General features: G+C 38.7%; 24 protein-coding genes. 5 read left to right on the forward strand and 19 right to left on the reverse strand.

The window, feature by feature from the left end; all coding sequences use genetic code 11:
• Nucleotides 1-9 precede the first annotated feature (9 nt).
• The 3 genes from HX124_RS07680 to ppnP form a co-directional block, all read right to left on the reverse strand.
• Nucleotides 10-927 carry a DMT family transporter gene (locus HX124_RS07680; protein ID WP_502872815.1) on the reverse strand — a complete coding sequence of 306 codons (918 nt, stop codon included), beginning with the start codon at nucleotides 925-927 and terminating at the stop codon, nucleotides 10-12.
• A 37-nt stretch (nucleotides 928-964) separates the two neighbouring features.
• Nucleotides 965-1,717 carry a 23S rRNA (guanosine(2251)-2'-O)-methyltransferase RlmB gene (gene rlmB, locus HX124_RS07685; protein ID WP_286376081.1) on the reverse strand — a complete coding sequence of 251 codons (753 nt, stop codon included), beginning with the start codon at nucleotides 1,715-1,717 and terminating at the stop codon, nucleotides 965-967.
• A gap of 135 nt (nucleotides 1,718-1,852) precedes the next feature.
• Nucleotides 1,853-2,176: a pyrimidine/purine nucleoside phosphorylase gene (gene ppnP / locus HX124_RS07690; protein WP_107007149.1), complete on the reverse strand. Its 324-nt coding sequence runs from the start codon at nucleotides 2,174-2,176 to the stop codon at nucleotides 1,853-1,855.
• Nucleotides 2,177-2,448: 272 nt separating this feature from the next.
• Between ppnP and recN the strand changes: the two genes are divergently transcribed.
• Entirely contained in the window at nucleotides 2,449-4,110 is a 1,662-nt protein-coding gene (gene recN / locus HX124_RS07695) for a DNA repair protein RecN (RefSeq protein ID WP_286383031.1), read from the forward strand.
• Between the two features lie 82 nt (nucleotides 4,111-4,192).
• On the opposite strand, the gene HX124_RS07700 is transcribed toward recN, so the two are convergent.
• Genes HX124_RS07700 through HX124_RS07715 form a run of 4 tightly spaced genes read right to left on the reverse strand, consistent with a single transcriptional unit; the run spans nucleotide 4,193 to nucleotide 7,622 of the window.
• A complete protein-coding gene (locus tag HX124_RS07700; protein WP_286383042.1) occupies nucleotides 4,193-5,179 on the reverse strand; it encodes an LpoB-related protein in 987 nt (328 codons plus the stop codon).
• Nucleotides 5,180-5,230: 51 nt separating this feature from the next.
• Nucleotides 5,231-5,827 carry a penicillin-binding protein activator LpoB gene (gene lpoB / locus HX124_RS07705; protein ID WP_286383030.1) on the reverse strand — a complete coding sequence of 199 codons (597 nt, stop codon included), beginning with the start codon at nucleotides 5,825-5,827 and terminating at the stop codon, nucleotides 5,231-5,233.
• A gap of 16 nt (nucleotides 5,828-5,843) precedes the next feature.
• Nucleotides 5,844-6,248 (reverse strand): DUF1425 domain-containing protein, encoded by a 405-nt coding sequence (locus HX124_RS07710; RefSeq protein ID WP_286376084.1) that lies wholly within the window; start codon nucleotides 6,246-6,248, stop codon nucleotides 5,844-5,846.
• A gap of 15 nt (nucleotides 6,249-6,263) precedes the next feature.
• Nucleotides 6,264-7,622 carry a COG3014 family protein gene (locus HX124_RS07715; RefSeq protein WP_286376085.1) on the reverse strand — a complete coding sequence of 453 codons (1,359 nt, stop codon included), beginning with the start codon at nucleotides 7,620-7,622 and terminating at the stop codon, nucleotides 6,264-6,266.
• Nucleotides 7,623-8,005: 383 nt separating this feature from the next.
• Here HX124_RS07715 and HX124_RS07720 point away from each other — a divergent pair, with 383 nt between their 5' ends.
• Together HX124_RS07720 and ruvX are read left to right on the forward strand one after the other, a co-directional pair.
• Nucleotides 8,006-8,560, forward strand: coding sequence for a YqgE/AlgH family protein (locus HX124_RS07720; protein ID WP_107007153.1), 555 nt, complete (start codon nucleotides 8,006-8,008; stop codon nucleotides 8,558-8,560).
• The gene (ruvX, locus tag HX124_RS07725) at nucleotides 8,553-8,996 is read left to right on the forward strand and encodes a Holliday junction resolvase RuvX (RefSeq protein ID WP_107007154.1); all 444 of its coding nucleotides are present in this window, start codon (nucleotides 8,553-8,555) and stop codon (nucleotides 8,994-8,996) included. The genes HX124_RS07720 and ruvX overlap by 8 nt, the downstream gene beginning before the upstream one ends.
• A gap of 159 nt (nucleotides 8,997-9,155) precedes the next feature.
• On the opposite strand, the gene ppa is transcribed toward ruvX, so the two are convergent.
• A complete protein-coding gene (gene ppa, locus HX124_RS07730) occupies nucleotides 9,156-9,683 on the reverse strand; it encodes an inorganic diphosphatase (protein WP_065993797.1) in 528 nt (175 codons plus the stop codon).
• 123 nt (nucleotides 9,684-9,806) lie between these two features.
• Nucleotides 9,807-10,205 carry an MAPEG family protein gene (locus tag HX124_RS07735; protein WP_286383029.1) on the reverse strand — a complete coding sequence of 133 codons (399 nt, stop codon included), beginning with the start codon at nucleotides 10,203-10,205 and terminating at the stop codon, nucleotides 9,807-9,809.
• A gap of 105 nt (nucleotides 10,206-10,310) precedes the next feature.
• Here HX124_RS07735 and HX124_RS07740 point away from each other — a divergent pair, with 105 nt between their 5' ends.
• Nucleotides 10,311-10,703, forward strand: coding sequence for a hypothetical protein (locus HX124_RS07740; RefSeq protein WP_286383028.1), 393 nt, complete (start codon nucleotides 10,311-10,313; stop codon nucleotides 10,701-10,703).
• 59 nt (nucleotides 10,704-10,762) lie between these two features.
• On the opposite strand, the gene HX124_RS07745 is transcribed toward HX124_RS07740, so the two are convergent.
• Together HX124_RS07745 and parC are read right to left on the reverse strand one after the other, a co-directional pair.
• The gene (locus tag HX124_RS07745) at nucleotides 10,763-12,436 is read right to left on the reverse strand and encodes an AMP-binding protein (protein WP_107007157.1); all 1,674 of its coding nucleotides are present in this window, start codon (nucleotides 12,434-12,436) and stop codon (nucleotides 10,763-10,765) included.
• A gap of 146 nt (nucleotides 12,437-12,582) precedes the next feature.
• Entirely contained in the window at nucleotides 12,583-14,802 is a 2,220-nt protein-coding gene (parC, locus tag HX124_RS07750; protein ID WP_286383027.1) for a DNA topoisomerase IV subunit A, read from the reverse strand.
• Nucleotides 14,803-15,113: 311 nt separating this feature from the next.
• Here parC and HX124_RS07755 point away from each other — a divergent pair, with 311 nt between their 5' ends.
• Nucleotides 15,114-15,431 (forward strand): darcynin family protein, encoded by a 318-nt coding sequence (locus HX124_RS07755; protein ID WP_286383026.1) that lies wholly within the window; start codon nucleotides 15,114-15,116, stop codon nucleotides 15,429-15,431.
• Nucleotides 15,432-15,495: 64 nt separating this feature from the next.
• Here HX124_RS07755 and niaP read toward each other — a convergent pair whose 3' ends face one another.
• From niaP to ftsI, 8 genes are all read right to left on the reverse strand, one after another.
• A complete protein-coding gene (gene niaP / locus HX124_RS07760) occupies nucleotides 15,496-16,815 on the reverse strand; it encodes a niacin transporter NiaP (RefSeq protein ID WP_286383025.1) in 1,320 nt (439 codons plus the stop codon).
• Between the two features lie 317 nt (nucleotides 16,816-17,132).
• Entirely contained in the window at nucleotides 17,133-17,780 is a 648-nt protein-coding gene (locus HX124_RS07765; RefSeq protein ID WP_107007161.1) for a trimeric intracellular cation channel family protein, read from the reverse strand.
• 60 nt (nucleotides 17,781-17,840) lie between these two features.
• Nucleotides 17,841-18,320, reverse strand: coding sequence for a YchJ family protein (locus HX124_RS07770; protein ID WP_286383024.1), 480 nt, complete (start codon nucleotides 18,318-18,320; stop codon nucleotides 17,841-17,843).
• Nucleotides 18,321-18,578: 258 nt separating this feature from the next.
• Nucleotides 18,579-19,370, reverse strand: coding sequence for a putative RNA methyltransferase (locus tag HX124_RS07775; RefSeq protein ID WP_286383041.1), 792 nt, complete (start codon nucleotides 19,368-19,370; stop codon nucleotides 18,579-18,581).
• A gap of 95 nt (nucleotides 19,371-19,465) precedes the next feature.
• Nucleotides 19,466-20,584 carry a phospho-N-acetylmuramoyl-pentapeptide-transferase gene (gene mraY, locus HX124_RS07780; protein WP_286383023.1) on the reverse strand — a complete coding sequence of 373 codons (1,119 nt, stop codon included), beginning with the start codon at nucleotides 20,582-20,584 and terminating at the stop codon, nucleotides 19,466-19,468.
• On the reverse strand, nucleotides 20,584-21,993 hold the full coding sequence (locus HX124_RS07785; RefSeq protein ID WP_286383022.1) for a UDP-N-acetylmuramoyl-tripeptide--D-alanyl-D-alanine ligase: 1,410 nt from the start codon (nucleotides 21,991-21,993) through the stop codon (nucleotides 20,584-20,586). The genes mraY and HX124_RS07785 overlap by 1 nt, the downstream gene beginning before the upstream one ends.
• An 8-nt stretch (nucleotides 21,994-22,001) precedes the next feature.
• A complete protein-coding gene (locus HX124_RS07790) occupies nucleotides 22,002-23,492 on the reverse strand; it encodes a UDP-N-acetylmuramoyl-L-alanyl-D-glutamate--2,6-diaminopimelate ligase (protein ID WP_286383021.1) in 1,491 nt (496 codons plus the stop codon).
• Nucleotides 23,493-23,496: 4 nt separating this feature from the next.
• The gene (gene ftsI, locus HX124_RS07795; protein ID WP_107007167.1) at nucleotides 23,497-25,332 is read right to left on the reverse strand and encodes a penicillin-binding protein PBP3; all 1,836 of its coding nucleotides are present in this window, start codon (nucleotides 25,330-25,332) and stop codon (nucleotides 23,497-23,499) included.

Consider the following 25,332-nt stretch of genomic DNA (forward strand, 5'->3'; position numbering starts at 1 on the left):
AATTAAACGCTATTTTTCATTTTTTTGCTGATCTAATTTTACTTGTAAAGTATCTTTACGTCCTAGCCAACGCCAAGGTTGTAGTGCGCCAATTCCCATACCAACTAGACCACATAACATAGCCAAACTTAAAGGCTCATTTAACAATGGCACAGCAATAATTGCAGCAATAAAAGGAGCCAGTGTCACAATACTTCCTGTTTGAAATGCACCCAAACGTTTAATCGCTTCTACATAGCTTAAAGTTGCAATAATAACGACAAAAATACCATGAAAAATAGTCTGAATCGCCAAATGAGAAAAACTCGCTTGATCTAAATGTTTCGGTAAAAATAATAAATAAATAGGAATGTAAATAATCGCAGACCAAATTGCGACGCCTGCCATACTGTGCCATGCAGACAATTTCCATTGCTTTAATAAAACTGTAAAAATGCCCCACCAAATTGCACTTAGAAAAAATAATCCATCACCAAAACCAAAAGCAACCCCTGTTTCTTGATACATTAGCGCACTCATTAAAATAACCGCACTGATCATAATGACAAGACTAATCCATGTATTTCGGTCAAAAGGCTGCTGAAACAAAAAGAATGCCGCAATCGCTGTGGTTAAAGGAATACAGCCATTTAAAAAAATAGCTGCATGTGCCGCAGGGACATAATGAAAAGCGCTATAGGAGGTTAAGCAGTAAATCACACCACCTAACATTGCCAAGATAAAAGGCTCTTTCTTCCACAAAAATGCGGTGTCTTTTTTGATAATCAAAATAGGCATTAAAATACAAAATGCCAAAGAAAAGCGTAAAGCCGTAATATCCCAAGGGCTAATATGCCAAAGTGCATTTAGCCTTGATGTAATCGTGAAACCTCCCCATATACACATCGTGATTGCTACAAAAACATAGCCTTGCGTGCGGGAGGTCATCATGATCTTTCTCGAATAAAATTAAAAAATAGTAAAATTAATGACTTTGGCGTTGACGACATGCCTCATAAAGCGCCATGCCTGTCGCTACACTCACATTTAAACTCTGTAAGTTACCTGACATTGGAATATAAACTGTTTGATCACATTGTGACTGTGTAATAGGACGCAAACCTGTATCCTCTGCTCCCATCACGACACAAACAGGTGTTCCTGTAAAGTCAAATTGTTGAATAGGCAAGGCTTTTTCATCAAGCATCGTACCTACAACACGAACATTAAATTCTTGTTTGATTTGCCCTAAAGTACGTGCCAAATTGGTCACTTGAATAAATTTTACTTTTTCAGCACCACCTGCCGCAACTTTTCGTGCTGTTGGTGTCAAGCTTGCCGCACGATCACGTGGCACGATCACAGCTGCAACACCCATCGCTGCTGCAGTACGAATACATGCACCTAAATTATGCGGATCAGTAATATGATCTAAAGCGAGTAACAACGGTTGCTGTTCACCTTGCAACAACTGCTCTAAATCTTTTTCATTCAATACTGGATGTGGGCGTACTGCTGCCACAACACCTTGATGAAATGGCAAGCCTGCTAGCTTTTCTAAACTATCACGACTGGCTTTTTGAACACTAATACCAAAAGGTTCAGCCATTTGTAAAATATGTTGTAAGCGTTGGTCTTCTCGACCTTTTAAAGTAAAAAGAGTTAAAACACGTTCTGGTTCTAACTCCAATAATGACTCAACTGAATGCACGCCATAATAATATTCGGGCTTCGCCATGAACGACCTCAAGTGACTTATCAAAATAGAAAAGAAAAATCCTGCAAAGCCAACTTTACAGGATTTCATTGAATATCTAGTTTAACCGATTTAAGCTCAAATTGCCTTGCTTATCTGCATCGCACTTTGTTGAATTTAGCCTTCTAAATGGCAAACATAATCGAGCACATCATCTGTCTCAATTTTAAAACGGCTATTGCCTGGTACATAAAATGATTGTCCAGCACGGAAAAGCTCGCTTTCTTCATTGTCTGCGATTTTGACACGGCATTCACCTGAAATAATCTCCATACGCTCAGGCACATGAGTTTCAAAGGTAAGCGCTTCTTCAGTTGGTAAAATTACCCCTAAAGTTTTTTTCGTTCCGTCTTCAAACTGTACTGTGTGGCTAATACATAAACCACCAAAATAAACGTTTGATTTTTTTATCACTGATACATGATCAAACTGAGTAGGCATGCGTATCTCCAGATAATGCACACTAAAATTTATAGTCGTTGCGCTAGTTTAATTGTACTGGTCAAACTAATCAATCTATTGTTTAAGCAAAATAAATGAAGTAAAAATATGCTATTTTACAGAAAATGAAATTATCAGTCAGATCATTATTTTTTCTTTTAAATTAAGCTAAAATATCTAAAATTCATCACCCTTTAGAATTTGTTCTGACTTGTGACTAAAACAAAATTTGACTATCTTAGAACCGAACTTTCCGCAGCTTGGATGCGTGTATGCTGACACATTTAAATCTACTTAACTTTGCTCTGGCAGATCACCTTGCGATTGATATCGAACAAGGTTTTAATGTTTTAACAGGTGAAACTGGTGCTGGTAAATCGTTACTTTTAGATGCATTATCAGCATGCTTAGGAGAACGCACTGACACCAATTATGTACGCTATGGCACTGAAAAAGCAGATGTTACTGCTATTTTTAGTTATCAAGCTGACAGCCCTGAAGCGCTCTGGCTCAAAACACATGAACTTGATGACGAATCTGGTGAAATTCATCTACGCCGTGTGATTTTTGCGACAGGTCGTAGCAAAGCATGGATTAATGGTCGCCCAAGCAGCTTGTCTGAACTAAAAGAAATTGGACGCTTATTAGTCCAGCTTTATAGTCAGCATAGTCAGCAACAACTGTTAGAACCGCCTTATCCTAAACATTGGCTTGACCGTTATAGCGACTTTCATCTACCTGCTCAAGCGGTGCGAGATGCCTATAGCATTTGGCAAAAAAACATTAAAATGCATCAGGCTGCTTTAGATGCCCAAGCCACACGCTTACAACGCATTGAAACTTTAGAGCGGCAACTTGAAGAACTCGAAGAAGTCATTTCTATTGATTATAAAGAGATTGAGCAAGAATTTGATCGTCTGAGTCATCATGAGCATATTATGCAAGACTGTAGTTATAGCTTAAATGTTTTGGATGACTCTGAACAAAATATTACGCAAGAATTATCGTCTTTATTGCGTCGTATTGAATCGCATGCAGGACGCAGTGAACAACTCTCTGAAATTTATAATTCGATGTTAAATGCGCAAAGTGAACTTGAAGATGCCACAGCAAATTTACGTCAATTTATTGATCGTCAAAGTTTTGACCCTGAACGTATGGAGCAGCTTAATGCTCAATTGGAAATTTTCCATCGTTTAGCACGCAAATATCGTACTCAACCTGAGTTACTCAAAACCGAATATGACGAATGGCAACAAGAGTTGCAAAAATTACATCAACTTGAAGACCCCGAAACTTTAGCGGAGCAAGTGGAACTATCACAGCAAGATTTTTTAAATAAAGCCCAATATCTTGACCAAATTCGTCGTGAAGCAGCACCACCACTGGCAAAACAATTAACAGAACAAGTTAAACAATTGGCATTACCAGAAGCTTATTTTGAGTTCCGTTTTGATCCACTTGAACAAGCATCGGCTGAAGGCTTAAGCTTTATTCAGTTACTTTTTACAGCAAATAAAGGTATACCCGCACAACCTTTAGCGCGTGTCGCATCTGGAGGTGAACTATCTCGTATCGCCTTGATTATGCAAGTCATGAATGCTGAAAAAACCGAATCTGAAGTTTTAGTATTTGATGAAATTGATGTTGGAATCAGTGGTGGAACAGCTGAAATTGTTGGGCGTTTGTTGGCGAGTTTAGGGCAGCATGTACAAATTTTATGTATTACCCATCAAGCTCAGGTTGCAGCTCAGTCTGATCAACATTTATTAGTCAAAAAGCTTCAAACAGACCCTGCAAGCAGTACGATCATTGAACTTAAAGAAGAACAATTAGTTTTAGAGCTAGCTCGTATGACGGGTGGCGTAGAAATTAATGAAACGACTTTGCAGCATGCCAAACAATTACGTCAGCTTAAGTTTCAACATAGCTAATCCATGTAAATAAATAAACAAAAAAACCAGTGAATAATTCACTGGTTTTTTATGCTGAATGCCAGATGATGAATGAGTAAAACTACCATTTAATTGGCTGCTCACTTGAACCTGGTGTCATGTCATATGTTGGTGTAAAGGTTGTACTCTGATTGCCATAAGATGTATTGGGTTGCAATTTTAAGCCCACCAAAATTTCCTGACTTAAATTTTGTGCTAATGTTTCTGCACTACTGTCATTTAAAGTATTGTTTAAAATATTCTGTACTGAGTTTTTAGGTAATGCGCGGTTAAATGTTCCTGAAGCCACAACTTTACTACTATTCGCTTCAATCACACGCCATGTTAAACGAACTTGTTCAGAACCTTGATTTAAACCATACATTTGCTGTGAGTTTGCAGCAGAAAGATCATTGATCCGTCCAACTAATAAATAGTCTGCACCCACTTTTTGCCCAATACGTGCCATTTCATGCGGTGCGCCATCCCATTGTAAAAATGCATTTTCATATTGCATTTCATCAATATAATGACGATCTAATAAACTTAACTGTCCAGATTGAGCAATATAATTTCCTAAAGCATCTGCAAGTTCTTCACTAAACTCACCTGCAGAATCTGCCTGTGCGGAGCGATTATTTTTTTCATAAAACTGAAAAGGCAATACAGCAATACGTCTTAAATGTTGATCTTGTACTGTAGATTGATATTGCACAACATGCGCACGGACACGTGCACGATAATTATTTTTAGAACCACTTACACTTAAAACTTGAAATTTTGTAACAGAACCAAAACCTACGCTGTCCGCACTAAATACAGGTGAAACTTTGCCTGAATAGTTCCAGTTATTGCCATTCATCGACATATTTACTGTTTCTTCAAGATCAGCACGTGGAGAAACTGTTGCACCATTCACAGATTGTACAGCCACAAGTAATGCTTCAGAAATAGCTTGATGTTGTGTTGCTCCACTGCCTGAAGCCTCTTTGACAACTTCTTTTAATGCTGCAAATGCCGAAGAACTCAAGCATGCTGCAAATAATGCAGAAAATATAATTTTTTTCATCATTCTCGTGATCTCATGCAACTGCCCAATTACAGTTGCACTTTGAGTAAATTACAAACCAAAAGTAGAGCGTTTAGACGATTTACGAATTTCTTTTTCACTCGTCCATTCCACAATACCTGTTTGAACATTTTGTAGTTTTAAAGTGAATTTATAGTACACATCACTCTTATTGCCAGCATTTTTTACGATGCTTGATAAGTTGCCATTTAGCATATATTCAGCACCAATATGACCACCCGCTTTCACAGAAGTCGCTTGGTTCACCAAACCGCTATTTTTTTGATATGCCAATTGTTCTGCCATCGCATTTGCAGAAGTCATATCAACAAAACGGAATTTACCTGAGTTAATTAATTTATTTTGAATTGTATCTGTGATTGATTCGGTATCAATATGTTCTTGAGTTTTATTACGAATACGCTCAACAAACATGACTGGACGACGATTTTGTGTCAATTGTACAACAACAGGGAAAGTCAACATATCGTCAACCATCTTATCTGCAATCATTTGCAAATCAGTTGAACCAAAGTCTTTTGTTAAAGACTCAACAGCTTGCGCATCGCCATAACTAACATTTGTACTCGCACAACCTGTTAAAACAGAAGCTGCAAAAAGTGAAGCAACAACGAATTTCATTTTCATGAATTTTTTACCCTTTTTAATCATTTTTTAAATAAACAACAATATCGACAGCAGATGGGTTTGGCGCAACAGATTGCACTGTTTTGACTTCACGCCCTGTGAGTTGAATTGGTTTCCAACGTGACCCTTCTGGATTAATTTCCATGCCTTGTGCATCAACCCAAACAATTTTGTACTCAAATGATCGACTGACAAACCAACGATCTTTAATAGCAAGTGATACTTTTTTTAAGTCGCCCACATAAACCATGTTGATACGATCAACACCAACTTTAGTGCTTAATATCGGGTTATTACTGATTGTTTTTACACTATAACTACCATCCGCAGCAGTTTGCGTCGAAAGCGAATTAGGTGCTGTACACCCTACCATTGTTGCAGTGAGCATGCTTGCAAAAACAAGTTTCAAAGCTGTTTTCATATATTTTCTCAGTTTTTAAAATGAATGGTTAATCGCACTAACACTGGTTGAAATCTTATTATTGACATCATTGACATAAACAAATACGGTTTGATTCGCTGTCGCATTGACCTGAATCGTGTCACTTACAGTACCATTACCAGAGATTTGTAAATGATGTGTTCCAGGTTTAACTTCAAAACGCGCAATTTGTGTATTACTTGGCAATGTTGACCATGCTCTTAGATCTGCACGTTCAGTTGCGACATTCATCAAGTTACCTGCAAGTTGACCTAAAGCGCCTAAATGCTGTCCTAATTGTTGCTGAGCAACAAATTTTGTAGTCGCCCGAACAATTTGACCAGATACATTGCCTACAGTGCGTTCTTTTAATTCTTTGACTGCCAATGCGCCAATGTCATTGAGTACAAAACTTTGTTGAGTTGTACGATCACCTAAACGTACATTTAAACTTTTTGGTATGGTATATGTACTTGGCTCATAAGTCGCAAAAGCAATATTAACAATGCCATTAGGTACAGGAATCGCCAGTTTATTTTCAATTTTTTTCGGCACAATTCCTTGTTCAATAAAAACAACCACAGGCACAGTATCTTTATTTTTACTGGTCATACGATCTAGACGTTGTACGTCTTTTGCAATATTACTATCTGCTTGTAGTTCATAGGCTTTTTTATAATCGACCAAAGCATCATTATATTCACCTAAAGCTTCCCACAGATTTGCAGCCATATAAAACGCATAGGCATTTTGATAGGTATTTTTAATACGCCCTGCGATCGGGTCTAAACCTGCAAAAGCTTCATCTAAATTATTGACTGCTTGAGGGTTTTCTTGTTTAGCTTTTTCTTTTTCAGACTTTTTTTGTAGCTCTTTTTCATGTTCAATTTCAATTTCACGCTGAATACGCTGTGCAACACGCATTTCTACACTTGCAGCTTCGGCATTGTTTAATTGAATATAATTTTTTGCCTGAGAAATATGAGCCAGTACCTGCTCATAAGGTGGTACATGATAAGGAACAATAGAATCATTACTCAACATTGAAAGTGCTTTAAAACCTAAGCGAGAGGCGCTGACAGTAGCACGATTGTTCTGTTTATCGAGTAATTCAAAGGCTTTTTTATATAACTGACTACTTTCTTCGTACTGTTGATTGACCTGTAAAATACGTGCTTTTTCTAAATGATATAAAATAGCATCTTTTGAATCCATTTTTTTATCAATATTCGTTGCAAATGCTGTTGGCAGCGTTGCATTTAAACTACTTCTAAATGCTGAGCCCTCATCCTCATAATTTCCAAAAATTCCTGCTTGTGAATTTACTGAAACAGCCAATAAAATAACTAGAAATTTATTATTCAAACGCTTCATAAAGTTAGATTTTAGAATTTTAGTACATGAATCATACAAATTTAAGTGATTTGTTTCAATAAATAAACGAAAAATACTGAATATTTACTTATTTTATTCATTAAAAAAGCTAAACCAAAATACGATTATGATTTAAAAAAACAAACTTATATCTCTTTTTTATTAAGATAAGATGCAAAATACAGCATAAATCATGTACATTTAAAACATTGCCATTTGTTTATATTTTAAACGCAACCTTAACCAAAATGTACCATTCTTGACTTAAAACTGTAAAAATATACTGCTTTAGCATGAAAGATTGACCTATTACAACATAAATAAGTTATGGTATTTTAAAGTAATTTAATTTAAAAATTGAGAAATAAGGAGCGGCTTTTTCAGTGACTAAACAATACTTAAAACATCGTTGTCTGATTGCGCCACCTGACTTGGCTGATCATTTTTTTTCGAATACAGTCATTTATCTGGCTAGACATGATGAAGATGGCGCACAAGGCTTGATCATTAACCGTCCAACAGGTTTACAAATTAAAGAATTACTTAGTGATTTAGAAATTGAAGCAGATCATGTTCATCCACATGAAGTTTTACAAGGTGGACCTTTACGACCTGAAGCAGGCTTTGTTTTACATACAGGTCAGCCGACTTGGCATTCTTCTATTGCGGTAGGTGAAAATATTTGTATCACCACAAGTAAAGATATTTTGGATGCAATTGCACATAATGAAGGCGTTGGACGTTATCAAATTGCCTTGGGCTACGCCAGTTGGGAGAAAAATCAATTAGAGAATGAAATCTCTCGTGGTGATTGGCTGATTTGTGATTCAGATATGGATTTGATTTTTAATTTACCCTATGACGAGCGTTGGGATGCCGCATACCGTAAAATAGGAATTGATCGTACTTGGTTATCTTCTGAGATTGGACATGCCTGATTTATCCCAACCACAACTAATCCTTGCTTTTGATTTTGGTACTCAAAAAATGGGGATGGCTGTAGGCTCCTCATTGATTGAGAGTGCTACCCCACTCAGTTTATTTGCAATGAAAGATGGTATTCCCAATTGGGATGAGCTTTTAAAGATTGTGAAACAACATCAACCCAATTTATTTTTAGTGGGTTTGCCTTTAAATATGGATGATTCTGAATCAGAATTATCTGCACGTGCACGTAAGTTTGCACGTCGCTTGCGTCATCAAACCAATATCGAAACCCTCATGGTCGATGAACGTTTGACCACACGTGAAGCACGAGATGAATTAGAACACTATCAAACCCAAGGTCGTGCAAAAAAACTGGCTGCCGATAGTGTTGCTGCGGCTTTATTTATTGAAAGTTGGTATCGTCATCCTGAAGGTCTTACACCTTAATTTTTCAGTATTTTTATTTATTTTACCAATTTATCAAATGAAAATTTTATAAGCTGATTGAGTCTTTTTATCTTCATTTTATTAAATTTTAGAATTTTTCATAAAAAATTGGGCGATTAATTTAATCGCCCAATGTATTTGAATCATCAATAATTCAAATTATTTTTTAGCAGCTTCGATTGACTTCAATACTTCAGCTTTAGCAACTTCAGAACCTTCCCAACCTGTCAATTTAACCCATTTACCAGGCTCTAAATCTTTGTAGTGTTGGAAGAAATGTTCAATTTGGTTGATCAACAATGGTGGAAGATCTGTATATTCTTGAACATCTTTATAAAGCGGTGTTAATTTTTCATGCGGAACTGCAACCAGTTTAGCATCGATACCACCGTCATCTTCCATGTTCAATTTACCAACTGGGCGGCAACGAATCACAGAACCATGTACTAAAGGATGTGGAGTTACAACCAATACGTCTAATGGGTCACCATCTTCAGATAAAGTATTTGGTACATAACCGTAGTTTGCAGGGTAGAACATTGCAGTACCCATAAAACGGTCTACAAACAACGCATCAGAATCTTTATCTACTTCGTATTTGATTGGAGATGCATTTGCAGGAATTTCAATAATTACATAGATGTCGTTAGGTGCATCTTTGCCTGCTGGGATATTGCTATAGCTCATAGGATACTCTTTTTAGTGAAAACCAATAAAAAATCTGGTCGATTATAACGCTAATTTAGCGAACAGGGAGCCATTATACAATTTGCAGCATAAAATTGGATATGCCACTCATTGTAAATTTTATTAGAGCATTCGAATAATCGTGATCAACAAAATAATTGGGCATGCCATTGATAAAAACCAGATAATTGAACGTAATGTTGCTAAATTGAGTAAATAGCAAATCGCATAGATCATTCTTAATACTATATAAGCACTACCCATCATCATCGTAAAATACTGCGGTACAACCATATATTCTGCCATCAAAATCGCAGCAATAAATAAAGGTAAGCTTTCAAAACTATTTTGCTGTACAGCATTTGCCCGCGCAGCCAAGCCTGTTGTTTTTGCTAAAAATTCACGTGGATCTTGGTTATCTCTTATCCGAAAACCACCCGCAATTTTGGCAATAATGGTAAATACATAAGGCAATAAGCAGGCAATTAAAATTAGATATATGATGCCATCTATCCCAGACATGAATTTATTCTCATGAAATTTCTAAGTTAGACATCATAGCACGGCAATGTTGTTATAATTTTCAAGAAATATAGAGTTTTGCAAAAATTGTGTAATGGAGAAAACATGAAACCTTCAGATCAACAAGATCTATTGAATGTATTAGAGCAACAGAGGCAACAGCTCCAACATATTGATCGTGTTTTAAAAATTGTATTACCGATTGCCGCATTTTTACTCTGTGTTATTTGTGCAAATTTTAATTGGCAATCGACTTTAGGTACATTTATTATTTTGCTCATCGCATTTTATGCGGTCGGCATTGCTCGAATGAATCTGTATCTCTGGCTATTTATCATTGCTATTTATTGTTTAATTGATATTTATTTTACATATGCAGGTCTACCGCCTTCTGCAATTGGTCGACAAATGGGTACGATGCTCATCTTTACCGCTATTGTGGGTTATAGCCGTCCTTATATTGACCAATGGTATTTAAAAAGTCAGGGAAAAAGTTAAAACAGACTTTTTCTAAATAAAAAAAGCGCCGTTTTGGCGCTTTTTTACTTAAATTTTGATTATTTACGCAAATCTTTACGTAAGATTTTACCTACGTTTGATTTTGGTAATTCATCCATAAACTCCACATAACGAGGACGCTTATAACCTGTTAAGTTTTCTTTTGCATATGCTAAAACTTCTTCAGTGGTTAAAGATGGATCTTTTTTCACTACAAAAAGCTTAGGTACTTCACCTGATTTTTCATCAGCAACACCAATTGCAGCAACTTCCAATACTTTTGGATGCTGTGCAATTACTTCTTCAATTTCAGATGGATAAACGTTAAAGCCTGAAACTAAAATCATATCTTTTTTACGATCTACAATTTTAAAGTAACCACGCTCATTCATGATCCCAATATCACCTGTACGGAAATAACCATCAGCAGTCATCACTTTTGCAGTTTCGTCAGGGCGGTTCCAATAACCCTTCATCACCTGTGGACCACGAATCGAAATTTCACCTTGCTCACCTTGAGCCAAATGATTGCCATCATCATCTAAAATTGCAACATCCGTTAATGGCAATGGAATACCAATTGTGCCACTAAATTCTTTAGTTGCTGGTGGGTTTGCTGTTGCAACAGGCGATGTCTCAGATAAACCATAACCTTCAATAATGATGGTATTGGTGATTTTTTTCCATGCTTCTGCTGTAGATGGTAATACTGCCATACCACCACCCATTGCCATTTTAAGTTTGCTATGGTCAAGTTGCTTAAATTCTTCATTATGTACTAAAGCATTAAACAAAGTATTTACAGCAGGGAAGAATGTCGGTTGGTATTTGCGTAATTCTTTCATGACCGCAGGCAAATCACGCGGATTAGGAATTAGAATATTGGCTTGACCTTTATACATACCATAAAGAGCACACACCATGAATGCAAAGATATGATAGAGCGGTAAAGCACAGAAAATACGATCGTCTTTAGCACCGTCACCTTTACCAAATTTACTTTGGAAAATAGCATCACTTTGTAATAAGTTCGCTACAAGATTACGATGTGTTAATTCTGCACCTTTAGATACACCTGTTGTTCCACCTGTATATTGTAGAACGGCTGTATCACTTAATGTCATCGTTGGGCGCTTGTAGTTATTTGCACTCACTTTTGACATAGCCGCATTAAATTTAATGTGACCTGGAATATTCCAAGCAGGAATTTGTTTACGAACAGAACGCAGTACAAAATTAACCAATGTACCTTTGAGTGTTCCTAACATATCACCTACAGACGCGACAATGACATGCTTAACAGGTGTTTTACCAATAATTGCTTGGTAAACAGTCGCAAAGTTTTCAATGATTACTAATGCTTCAACACCTGCATCATTGAGTTGATGCTCAAGCTCACGTGCAGTATAAAGTGGGTTAACGTTCACTAAAACCAAGCCAGCTCTGAACACACCTAATGCAACCACAGGATACTGTAGTACGTTTGGCATCATCACAGCAACACGACTGCCTTTTGCCAAACCTAAACTTTGAAGATATGTGGCAAATTTGCGACTAGCAAGTTCTAATTCACTAAAAGATAAGGCTTTATCCATAAAGATAAATGCATCTCGTGAACCAAATTTTTGGAAATTACGCTCAAAAATATCAATAAGCGATGTATTTTCCTGTGGCAATTCTACAGTCTCAGGAATGCCTGTTTTTTGATATTCTGCGTACCAAATCTTTTCCATTGCCATATTCTCCAATTAGTAATCCTTAGTTTTAAGCTGTTTTTTTCAACATTAAGCATAGTTTTTTGGCTTGTTGTGCTTAATATTGCATCCATTTTCACGAACACCTTTCATATATAACGTATTTCGATCAATGGATGCTAGTTTTATCTTTGAATGAACAGTCTATTTGCTTTTTGATATCCACGTGGTAAGAGTTGCCCCTTCGACGCACGCTTGCCGATGTACTTCTGTAAATCTTCACCTTTTATTTTTAATTGCTTCTGCCCCGCAAGCAATTGAATTGTATCATCTAAATTAAAAGTAAGTAGACTTTGAATCTGATCATCAGCTTCAAGTTGTATCAACTTATTTCCTTTACCTTTGTTTAAAATTGGCAATTCTGACAAATCAATAAGAAGTACACGCCCAGCTGAGCTGAGTATAGCTAAATGCGTATGATTTTCAATCACTATCAACGGCATTGCGTGAGCATTTTCAGCAACATTTAGGAAGGATTTACCTGCTTTAGCATTGGTATCTAATTGTTTTGCTTGTGTTTTAAAACCATAACCATTTGAACTTATAGCAATAATTTCTTTTTCATCTTCCTCAACTAAAATTTGAATAAAACCAACACCATTAGCAGGTGCAAGTTTTGAACTCAAAGGTTCACCAAAACCACGTGCCGAAGGTAAGCTATTAATTGCTAAGGCATAGCTGCGCCCCGTTTCATCTAAAATATAGGCTTTTTGATTAGATTTACCTTGCGCTGAACTTAAGTACTGATCCCCTGCACGGAAATTCAACTTTTCTACATCGATGTCGTGCCCTTTAGCTGAACGAATCCAACCTGCTTCTGACAAAATAACGGTTACAGGTTCTGCTGGCATTAAATCTTGTTCACTAATGGCATGGGCATCTGAGCGTTGTACCACTGGAGAACGGCGATCATCACCAAACTTTTTCGCATCGTCTTTGAGTTCAGAAATGATTAGAGATTTTAAAGATTCTGGATTTGCCAATTGCTCACGAATCACCGCTGCTTTCGCTTCAAGTTCTTCTTGCTCACGACGCATTTCCATTTCTTCAAGTTTTGCCAAATGACGTAACTTGAGTTCTAAAATCGCTTCTGCTTGGATTTCATCAATATTAAAACGTGACATCAACTCAGGTTTAGGCTGATCTTCTTCACGAATAATTTGAATCACTTCATCAATATTAAGGAAAGCAATGATCAAACCGCTAAGGATGTGCAAACGCTTTTCAATTTTGTTGAGATGATATTGCAGACGGCGTGTGACCGTTTGTTTACGAATTTCAATCCATTCCAATAAAATTTTACGAATAGATTTGACTTGCGGACGAGCATCTGCACCGATCATGTTCATATTGACACGATAACTTGACTCTAAATCTGTCGTCGCAAATAGATGACTCATCACCGCTTCAGCATCAATTCGATTAGAGCGTAATACAATCACTAAACGGGTTGGATTTCTATGATCTGACTCATCACGTAAATCACTAACAAAAGGCAATTTCTTCGCCTGCATTTGATCTGCAATCTGGGTAATAACTTTTGAACCTGAGACCTGATAAGGTAACTCGGTGATTACAATTTCATTTTTTTCTACCGTATAAATGGCACGCATACGGTAACTGCCACGCCCTGTGGTTTGTATTTTCAACAATTCTTCAGGTGGGGTAATAATTTCTGCTTTGGTTGGTAAATCAGGTGCAGGAATGTATTCTGCAACTTTTTCATCGGTTAAGTTTGGATTACGAATTAAGGCAATCGTGCCTTTAACCACTTCACGCAGATTATGCGGTGGAATATCCGTTGCCATTCCCACCGCAATACCTGTCGTACCATTCAACAAAATATTCGGCACACGTGCAGGCAAAGTGACAGGTTCTTTCATCGAACCATCAAAGTTATCTTGCCAGTCACACGTGCCTTGACCCAATTCAGACAGCAATAAATCACTATAAGATGACAGTTTTGCTTCGGTATAACGCATTGCTGCGAATGACTTAGGATCATCAGGTGAACCCCAGTTGCCCTGACCTTCAATAAATGGGTAGCGATAACTGAAGGGTTGCGCCATCAACACCATCGCTTCATAACAAGCAGAGTCACCATGTGGATGGTATTTACCTAATACATCGCCGACGGTACGTGCCGATTTTTTCGGCTTACCACTTGGTTTTAAGCCCAATTCACTCATCGCATAGACAATACGACGCTGTACGGGTTTTAGACCATCACTGATATGTGGCAATGCACGATCCATAATCACGTACATGGCATAGTTAAGGTAAGCTTGTTCGGTAAATTCTGCTACGGAACGGTTTTCTGTCGCATGATGCGCAAGGCTTGTCATAACAACCTTTAATCCTAAATAAATGCGTTCTAAAAATTTATAACTCTATGTTCTTATGCTAAGTCGCATACTGAGACGACACAAGGGGCAGTCTTGTAACTCTGCGACAATTTGCGTCTTCTTATAATTCCAGCGTTGTAAAATTATCCATTTTTAAGCAAATGAGCAACTGATTATTTTTATTTCATTCAGTTATCTACTGACTACAATGATCTCTTTAGTCAACCTGACAAATAATATTAAAATCACAATAGCGACAAAAAAAGAATTTAAGCTCATATGACATGACTCAAATAATGTTAGGAGTAATCATGTTCACGATTTTCATTTTATTAAAAACAACAACCGAATGGCTAAAACTAGAAAGGAAACAACGCAATCAAATTGCAGATGACGCATTTTCAAAAATATTTAAAGACGAAAGCGTTTCACTGAAAATGTTTGATGCAGAAGCCTTTTCTGCGAAATGTACTGATGTTGCCATGTTTCAAACAGAAAATTTGAAAAACTATTATTTTGTGATCGAAAGATTACGAGATTCTGTGTTAATTACACATCCTTATTTTGAAATAATTGATATTATTCCCACGATTGAAGATGGTTTTAAACTTTTTGAAGCACAACAATAAGTTAAATTGGCATAATAAAAAGGGGCAACAAAACAGTGCCCCTAAAACTATATACTCACAGTAACTACAATCCCATCTCTTCCAAAGTCTTGCCTTTGGTTTCTTCACCCAAAACCAAAATCACCGCAGCCACACCTAAAAGCACGGCGGTAAACATCATAAAGACAGCGCTAAAACCATTCGTTGCTACCATCATATGCGTAACGACTAAAGGTGCAACGATCCCACCCATACGTCCAATCGCAGATGCCCAACCCGAACCGAAAGCACGAATATTGGTTGGGTACTGTTCAGGTGTATAAGTATAGAGAACGCCCCATGCACCTAAGTTAAAGAATGACATTAGACAGCCCCATAACATGATCATACTGACTGAAGTGGCTTGCCCAAAGAAATAAGCCGACACTGCACACATGCCGATAAAGCCTGCTAACGTTGCTTTACGTCCTAACTTTTCCACCAACCAAGCAGCAGCCACATAACCCGGCAGTTGTGCCAAAATCATGCCCAACACATATTCAAATGATTGAACGATGCTATAGCCTTGTTTAACCAATAAACTTGGTAGCCATGTAAAAATGCCATAGTAGGAAAATACAATACCAAACCAAATCAGCCACAACATTAGAGTGCGTTTAGCAAAAGGGTTTGACCAAAGTTGTGAAAATGAAATGTTTTGTTTTTCTGCAACAGGTTTTACTTCAATGGTTTCAATCACTTCAACGCCACATTGACGTTCAAGCTTTTGTACTAAAGCATGTGCTTCTTCGATTCGTCCACGATTGATCAAATACGGCACAGATTCAGGCACTTTGTTCAAAATCATAAACACATAAATTGCAGGCAAACCACCAATCAAAAAAGCAATGTGCCAACCATAATCAGGAATCACAAAATAGGAAATCAGTGCAGCAACGAGCCAACCCAAGCCCCAAAAACTTTCGAGTAAAACAATGAAACGACCACGCACCTGTGCAGGAATGTATTCACTGACCAAAGTCACAGCCACAGGCAACTGCCCACCCAAACCAAGCCCAACAATAAAGCGAAACACCAATAACCATGTCAGGTTTGGCGCAACCGCACATAATGCCGTAGCAATGCTATAGGTCACTAAAGTAATCGCAAATACGGTACGACGCCCAATCCGATCCGCTAAGCCACCTGAAAATACAGCCCCAATCGCCATACCGACAAAACCAATCGACACCACCCAGCCTTTTTCAGACGGTGTCATTTGCCACTCTTCTGCCATTTTGGTCAGGATAAAAGAAATCAATCCCGTATCCATAGCATCGAACATCCAACCAAGCCCGATGACCCACAGCAAGGTATAGTGAAATTTTCCAATCGGTAGGCGTTGTACGCGTGAAACTAAATCCATAAGAGTGCTCTACATGAATGATCTGTGTCGGTGAACGTTGGAGGTACTGCTTTCACAACAGGATTTATAATTGTATTCATTGGAAATCTTTTATTCATTGACCATTTTAGAACAATATTTATTTTGAAAAAAGGAATTCCTTGTCCCTTTAGGGTGATGAGTATGCTCCGCAAGAGGATGAGGGGAATCATTCAAAAGAACCTCTCCCTAGCCCTCTCCTTTAAAAAGAGAGGGAACTTCCAAAACAAATCAAACATTGTCTGGAAATCTCAACCCAAAAACATCTGATTCAAAAACTTATTTAAAAATGAAAGCTTTTAAACAGTTTCATCTTTGGAAGAGGCAGATTGTTCATCATCATCTTTATAGATAAATTTCGGCATTTCCAAACCAAAATAAATCGCAATACAGCGTAGTGAAAAACCAAAAACCAAAGTCGAAATCACAGTCACTTCCAATGACAAACCGACATCCATACAAAACCAATAGAAGATCACCGCAACAAAAGAAATCGAGGCATAGAGTTCACGGCGGAACACTAACGGTACGTCATTACACAGAATATCACGCAAAATACCGCCCGAAACTCCTGTCAACACGCCTGCAACCGCAGACACCACAAAGCCATGTCCCATATCTAAAGCGATTTGACAGCCAATAATGGTAAAGCCAATCAATCCCAATGCATCTAATAACAGGAAAATAGAATGTAAATGTTTCATCCATTTGGCGATCAGAATCGTGACAAAGGCTGCACAACAGGTGAGCACCAAATATTCAGGATGCTTGACCCATGTCAATGGATAATGCCCTAACAGTACATCTCGCACTGAACCCCCACCCAAAGCGGTTACGCAGGCGATCAGCACCACACCAAACCAGTCCATACTACGTCGACCTGCCGACAGTGCACCTGTCATAGCTTCAGCCGTGATTGCAATAATATAGATGACTAACAGCAACATTGCCCTTCTTCCACTGAGGGTTATCGATGCGCGCTATTCTAAGGTAAATTGCATGAAAAGTTATAAAAATTCAGCGCAACATTGCTTAAATTTTTTAGCTGAACCACAAATACAGGGTTGTTTCATGGTGATCTGCTGATCTGTGGTTGGATCAAGGAAATACCAAGCACCATCATGTTTTACAAAATGTGAAACTTCATGGTGAATTTGCTCTTTGTGAGCTTGATCATTGGCATCTGCATAATGTGCTTTAAACTCAACTTGGGCATGGTTTTTACCCAATTTTTCTTTAGCTTGCACCACGTCCAGTTTTAACCACAGATTGGCTTTGCTCCAGTCTGCAATAGCGTTGATATCTAAAGATTGTTGTTGCCCCAATGCAGTGGTTTTGACGATGTAATCAGTCTCTTGCATTGCAAATGCACTATAGCGTGAACGCATGAGTTGTTCGGCACTTTCGGCTTTTTTCTGTCCTAGATGTAAAGGCTGACAGCATTCGCTATATAGAGGTGAACCGCAGGGGCATGGGAGGTTGGTCATAGAAAATCCAAAATAATTTTCGATGATTTTATCAAAACCTAATACCTTTTTAGATGATTTATCCAAATCTTCATATAAATTATTACGCCCTACTTGGCGGGAATAACAGCCACCATTAGAAATGTATTTATGTGATGTATGTTGTTATTATTTTTAGGTACTTAAGCATCCATCAAATATTTGACCAATAATGACGACTTAAGCACCTGATGATTGTCATTTCCAAGCCAATGCTTTTAAGACATTTTAAAAATCACATCAATTTTTCTGAAATAAATACACCTGAAAACTCGCAGTCAGACTGATCTTTTCAAGCTGCTCAAGCGCTTGGCGTTTTTCAGGCTTGGCTTTATAGGCATATGGGGTCATTGCAATTAAATTTTTTAATTGTGTCTGATCCAACTCAAATGTAGATTCTACAATCGGTTGCTCAACCAAAGTGAAATGTGCTTGTAACTGTTCCACAAATTTATGCGGATCATGGGCATTCACTTCATCAAACAACGCTTCACGCATCGCATATAAATGATTTGGTGCAGGTGTGACCACCATTAAATAGCCTTCAGGTTTTAATACACGCAAAATTTCTTCTTGTGGAATTGGGCTAAACAAACTGGTACATAGGTCGATTGAATGATCTAATACAGGTAAAGTTGCGCCAGTACCGACGACCCAATCCACTTCTTTATTGAGTTTAGCTGCGACTTGAACTGCATTTTTGGCAATATCCACACCCACACATTGCATGACTTCCTGTTGCATCGCATCGGTGTAATAGCCTTCACCACAACCGATATCGAGTAAGTTTTCAATACGTAAAGCACGGATCTTATTGACGACACTTTGTTGTAGCGGTGCATAAAAACCACCACTTAAAAATGCACGGCGGGCTTGAACAGACTCAGGTGTATCGCCCGGATTTTTGCTGTGTTTATGCTGAACCACATGCAAATTGACATAGCCTTGTTTAGCAACATCATAGCTATGATTATTTATACAGCGCCATGTGCGTTCAGTTAAGCTGAGTGCTTCACGGCATACGGGGCACATCAACACATTCCTGATTTGTTTCAAAACCTTCTCCAAACTCATTTTAAAGCCATAAAAAAAGTCGGCAGATGCCGACTCTCTTCAACAACTTTTGCTTAACGCAATTTTAAAGTCATTAGACCTAAAACTACCAGCATAATTGTAATAATCCAGAAACGGATCACGACTTGGGTTTCACGCCAGCCTTTTTTCTCATAATGGTGATGCAAAGGTGCCATTAAAAACACACGTTTATTACGCATACGCAATGAACCGATTTGTAGGAATACCGAAATTGCTTCTACGACAAATACACCGCCCATGATCGCAAATACGATTTCTTGGCGAACCATGACCGCAATTGTACCGAGCATCGCACCGAGTGATAATGCGCCAACATCGCCCATAAACACCTGTGCAGGATGTGCGTTATACCAAAGGAAAGCCAAACCTGCACCAATCATTGCCGCACAGATAATCACAAGTTCTGAGGTATATTTTACATAAGGAATATGTAAATAATTGGCAAAACGAATATCACCTGCCAAGTAAGCAAATACGCCCAGACCTGCTGCAACCAGTACGATCGGCATGATTGCTAACCCATCTAAACCATCGGTTAGGTTGACTGCATTTGATCCACCATTAATCACTAAATAAGTGAAAATAATGAAGCCAATACCTAGTGGAATTGATGATAAAGGAATGCTGAGGTTTTTAAAGAATGGAATCAGTAAATCCAACATATTCGCTGCATGTACAGGATTTTCCTGTTGCGTTGAAATGATATATAAAGCAATACCTGCACCTAATGAACCTACCGATGTCCAGAAAAACTTTTTCTTTGCAGGTAGACCAGCATTGTCTTTATAACGCACTTTGATCCAGTCATCTGCCCAACCCACAGCACCAAAAATCACCATCACGCCCAAGACAATCCAGACATAAGGATTGGATAAATCTGCCCAAAGTAAAGTACTAATCCCAATGGACAATAGGATTAAAATCCCACCCATGGTTGGTGTACCCATTTTCTTCGCATGATTTTCTGGTGCAAAAGAACTGACTGCTTGACCATATTTTAAAGCTTGTAGTTTACGGATCATCACAGGACCTAAAGCCCAACCAATTGCAAGTGCAGTTAAGACACTGAGCAAGGCACGTAATGACAAATACCGAACCACTTGAAAGGCATTCTCATAGCCTGCCAAATGTTGAAACAACCAAAACAGCATTAAACTTTCTCCATCAAGTCAGTCATCAACGTTTCCATGTGGGTAAAACGAGAACCTTTAAACAGGAAACTCATGGACTGCGGTTGATGTGTCTCAATTAAACTCATTAAAAGGGGTAATGCTTGCGCTTGCGTTAAAAACGCCTGCAATTTTTTACCATATTGCGTGCTACGTGCACCCTCTTGGATTGCAGGTGAAAACTCACCCACTGCAACCACAAAGTTAATTCCTTTAACCGAAACAAGGTCACGACCCAACATATAATGTTGTTGTGCAGCCGTAGCCCCTAATTCTCCAATATCTCCAATCACCATGACTTTGATGCCATCTTGCTGTGCCAAGACCTCAGCCGCAGCACGCATTGAAGTCGGGTTAGCATTATAAGTGTCATCAATAAACAAGTAATTGTCTTTCTGAATGAAATTTAGTCGACCTTTTGCACCTTGTGCTTGCTCAAGTCCGATAACAATATCATCCAAAGCCACACCAATTGCCAAAGCAAAAGCAGTCGCAGCCTCGGCATTGTGTACATTATGCTCACCTGCAAACGGTAGGTTCACTGTTCGTGTGCCTTGAGGTGTATTGAGTGTAAATGTGGCTGCTTGAGCATGTAATTGCACATCAGTTGCAAAAACATCACCGCCCTGACCAAAGCTAAGCACCTGTTCAGTTTTTACAGCTTGGCGAATGATATCGGTAAAATCATCCTGAGCAGGAACAATTGAAGTGCCTGCTAAATCTATATGCGCATAAATTTCAGACTTGGCACGGCAAATACCATCACGACCGCCAAACTCGCCCAAATGGGCAGTACCAATATTTAAAATACCTGCAACATGTGGTTGCACAAGCTTCGAGGTGTAATCAATTTCACCTTGATGGCTTGCACCGAGTTCCATCACAGCATACTGATGCTCAGCACGAAGCTCTAAAAGCATCATTGGCACACCCAGATCATTATTCAAATTACCACGGGTAATTAAGGTCGGTGCCAGACGTGAAAAAATACTGCCCAACATTTCTTTGGTGGTGGTTTTACCACTACTGCCCGTTAATGCAATCACTTTCAACTGTGTGTGCTGAGCACGACGGAATGCCCCTAAATGCCCCAAAGCCAAGCGTGTATCTGCAACCACAAGTTGACAAATATTGGCTTCGACAGGTTGGCTGACAATGGCAACCTGACAACCATTTTGTGCTACTTGTGCCACAAAGTTGTGTGCATCAAAACGCTCACCTTTAAGCGCAAGAAATGCATCACCTGATTCGGCATCACGCGAATCTGTCAAAATACGTTTTATTTCACCTTGGGGTGCTTTGTCTAAATACCAATAACCTTGAGTCGCTTCAGCAAGCTCAGCTGCTGACCATGGCTCTAAAGGCACAGTACTGGTGGTCGAGGTGTGCATCTCTATTCCTACTGAGCTGGAGAATTTGTTTTATGACGATGCATATCTACTGCAGACTGCACTTCAATGACATCATCAAACCAATGACGTACGCCATCAATTTCCTGATAATCTTCATGCCCTTTTCCTGCAATCACAACAATGTCGCCTGATTGGGCATGTTTTACCGCATATTTAATCGCTTCACGACGATCACGGATTTCATGAACATCATGCTGACTAAAGTCAACATCACGTTTCATATCTGCAAAAATTTGTTCAGGATCTTCAGTACGCGGATTATCTGATGTGATGATGATCGGATTGGCTTGTTCCAAAGCGGCTTTAGTCATCAATGGACGCTTGCCACGATCACGATCACCGCCACAACCAAACACCGCCCATAACTGATTTTCAACATGACGTTTCAGTGTCTTTAACACCTGTGTCAGTGCATCAGGCGTATGTGCATAATCCACCACAAACAAACGATCTGCATCACGAATCACCTGCATACGTCCAGGCGCACCTTTGAGCTTGGGTACATCTGCAATCAACTGTTTCAGATCAAAACCTGCCTGCTCTGCCACAATTAGACTGGCAACTAGATTTTCAATATTAAAATGTCCAAGCAAAGGACTATTCACCGTAAATTCACCTTTGCTTGTCTTTAAATGAAAAGATGCCCCTTCCAGACTGTACTTAATACCAAAAACCTGATAATCGGCAGCTTTAGAAGTAGAATAAGTCAATACTTTAGGATGTGATAAATTACTGCTTGCTGCATTGAGCATCACATCTGCATGCGCATCATCCATATTGATGACAGCCACTTTTAAAGTAGCAAACTTAAACAATAATGACTTGGCTTCAGCATAAGCCTCAAGCGTTCCATGATAATCAAGATGATCTCGACTCAAATTGCTATATGCAGCGATTTCAATCTCACAGCCATTTAAACGCCCTTGCTCCAAACCATGTGAACTGGCTTCCAAAGACACAAATTCTGCACCATTTTTTGCAAATTGATGCAACGAATTTTGCATTTGCAATGCATCGAGTGTGGTGTGTGAAGATGCCTCAAGATTCGGTAAAATGCCGTTGCCTGTCGTTCCCATCACAGCACACTTTTTGCCTTGCAACATCAACAATTCTGCAACCAAACGAGAAATTGTGGTTTTACCATTGGTTCCAGTCACAGCTAAAATATGCGCTGTCTGTACAGGCTGTGTTGCTTGTAAATACTGTTTTTGCCACTGCCCCATACACTGACGCACATCAGGACAAATCCATGCATTTTCAATCCCAAGATCAGTCTCACTGATCACTGCCAAAGCACCATTTTGTAAAGCAGACTGTGCAAATTGGAGCGTTTTTTCAGGCTGAGAATAACTGGTTAAAGCAATGAAAATTTGCCCTTGCTGAATCTCACGGCTGTCTAGACTAAATCCATGAAAAGGCTCAGACATCCAAGCTTTTGGGTTTTCAACATCATTAATGTCTTGGAAATGAATCATCATTCACCTATTTGGATGGATTTACAGAATCTAAAGGTTTATCAAGAGGCACGTTCAATAAACGCAAAGACTCTTGCATAATTTTTGCAAAAACAGGGGCTGCAACGAGACCACCATAATATTGCCCACGTGGGTTTTCTACGACGACAATAATTGCTAAACGTGGGTCGCTAATTGGTGCAACCCCAGCAAATAAAGCACGGTATTCCGTATTTGAATAACCACGATGATCAGGACGTAATTTATGTGCTGTTCCTGTTTTACCGCCAACACGATAACCTGGAATATTGGCTTGTTTTGCTGTACCACCAGGCATGGTGACTTGCTCTAACATTAACAACACATCATCAGCAATTTTTGGCTCAAGCACTTGTTTGCCTTGAGGTTGATCATCCAACTTATATAAACTTAATGGATATTCAACACCATGATTTGCCAACATGGCATAACCTTGTGCCAACTGTAAAATTGTTGCATTTAGACCATAGCCATAAGCCATAGTTCCAATTTGTGAAGAGTTTAATTTACTTGGCGGTAATACTAAACCACCACTTTCACCAGGGAATTTTACTGCTGAGCGCTGACCAAAACCGACCTTTCTAAAGAAACTTGGTAATGCTTCTTTCGGTAAAGATAATGCAATTTTTGCTGACCCAACGTTAGATGACTTAATAATCACCCCTGTTACTGTCAGTGAACCATAGTTATGCGTATCACGAATGGTATGTGAACCTAAACGCATTGAACCTGGACTGGTATTAACAATAGAATTTGGTGTGTATTTGCCACTTTCCAAACCTGCCGCAACTGTAAATGGCTTCATGGTTGAACCTGGTTCAAACATATCAATTGCACCACGGTTACGCATAGCATCTTTGTTTTTTAATCCATTTTTATCATTTGGATTATAAGATGGCCAACTGCCCATCGCTAAGATTTCACCTGTTTTTACATCGACTGCGATTGCAGAAGCTGAACGTGCATTATTGGCTACACCAACGGCTGTCAATTCACGATACATAATATATTGTAAACGCGAGTCAATACTCAGCGTGATATTTTCACCTGGGTTAACTTCTTTGACTACTTCAGGAATCGTAATACGATTACCATGTTTATCACGGGAAATCTTTTGTTCACCATCTTCACCTGCCAGACGCGTATTAAGCTGCATTTCTAGCCCCTCAATACCCGTGCCTTCACTATTGGTCAGTCCAATAATCTGCGCATTCGGTTGAGGTTGTGGATAATAACGCTTATAGGTTTTTTCCGAATAAACGCCAGCAAATTTACGCTCAGTAATTAAGTCAGCTTGAGGTGGTGGAACTTCTTTTTTTAATACCAAATAACGAGAACGCGGACGCTCTGCCAATTTTTTCTTTAAATCAGCACGATCAATGCCGACTGCATCAGCAAGTTCATCTAAATTTAAATTTTCATCAGGTAATTGACGTTTTAATTTACGACTTTCAGGTGTTTTTTTCAGTTCTTCTGTGACTTTTTCAAACTGCGCTTTAGTCTCAAAATACTCACGTGGATCAATCACCACTTTCATAATTGGCGTACTAATTGCTAAAGGCACACCATGACGATCACTGATCACGCCACGCATCGCCTTCAACTTTTCTGTTCTTAAAATATTGGCATTCGCTTTATTTTGTAAAAAGTCTTTATTAATGACTTGCACATAAAAAGCTCGACCAACCAACATAATAAAACACAGTAAGACCACAGCCCACATCAAATAATAACGCCACATGTCTACAGCAACAGAAGGCTTAGCTGAAATAGACTGCTGTTTTTTTCTCGGCTGACGTGTTTGCTTGCTTTGCTTATCTACCAT

The sequence above is a fragment of the Acinetobacter sp. 226-1 genome, assembly GCF_030329325.1.
GTDB classification, from domain to species: Bacteria; Pseudomonadota; Gammaproteobacteria; order Pseudomonadales; family Moraxellaceae; genus Acinetobacter; species Acinetobacter sichuanensis.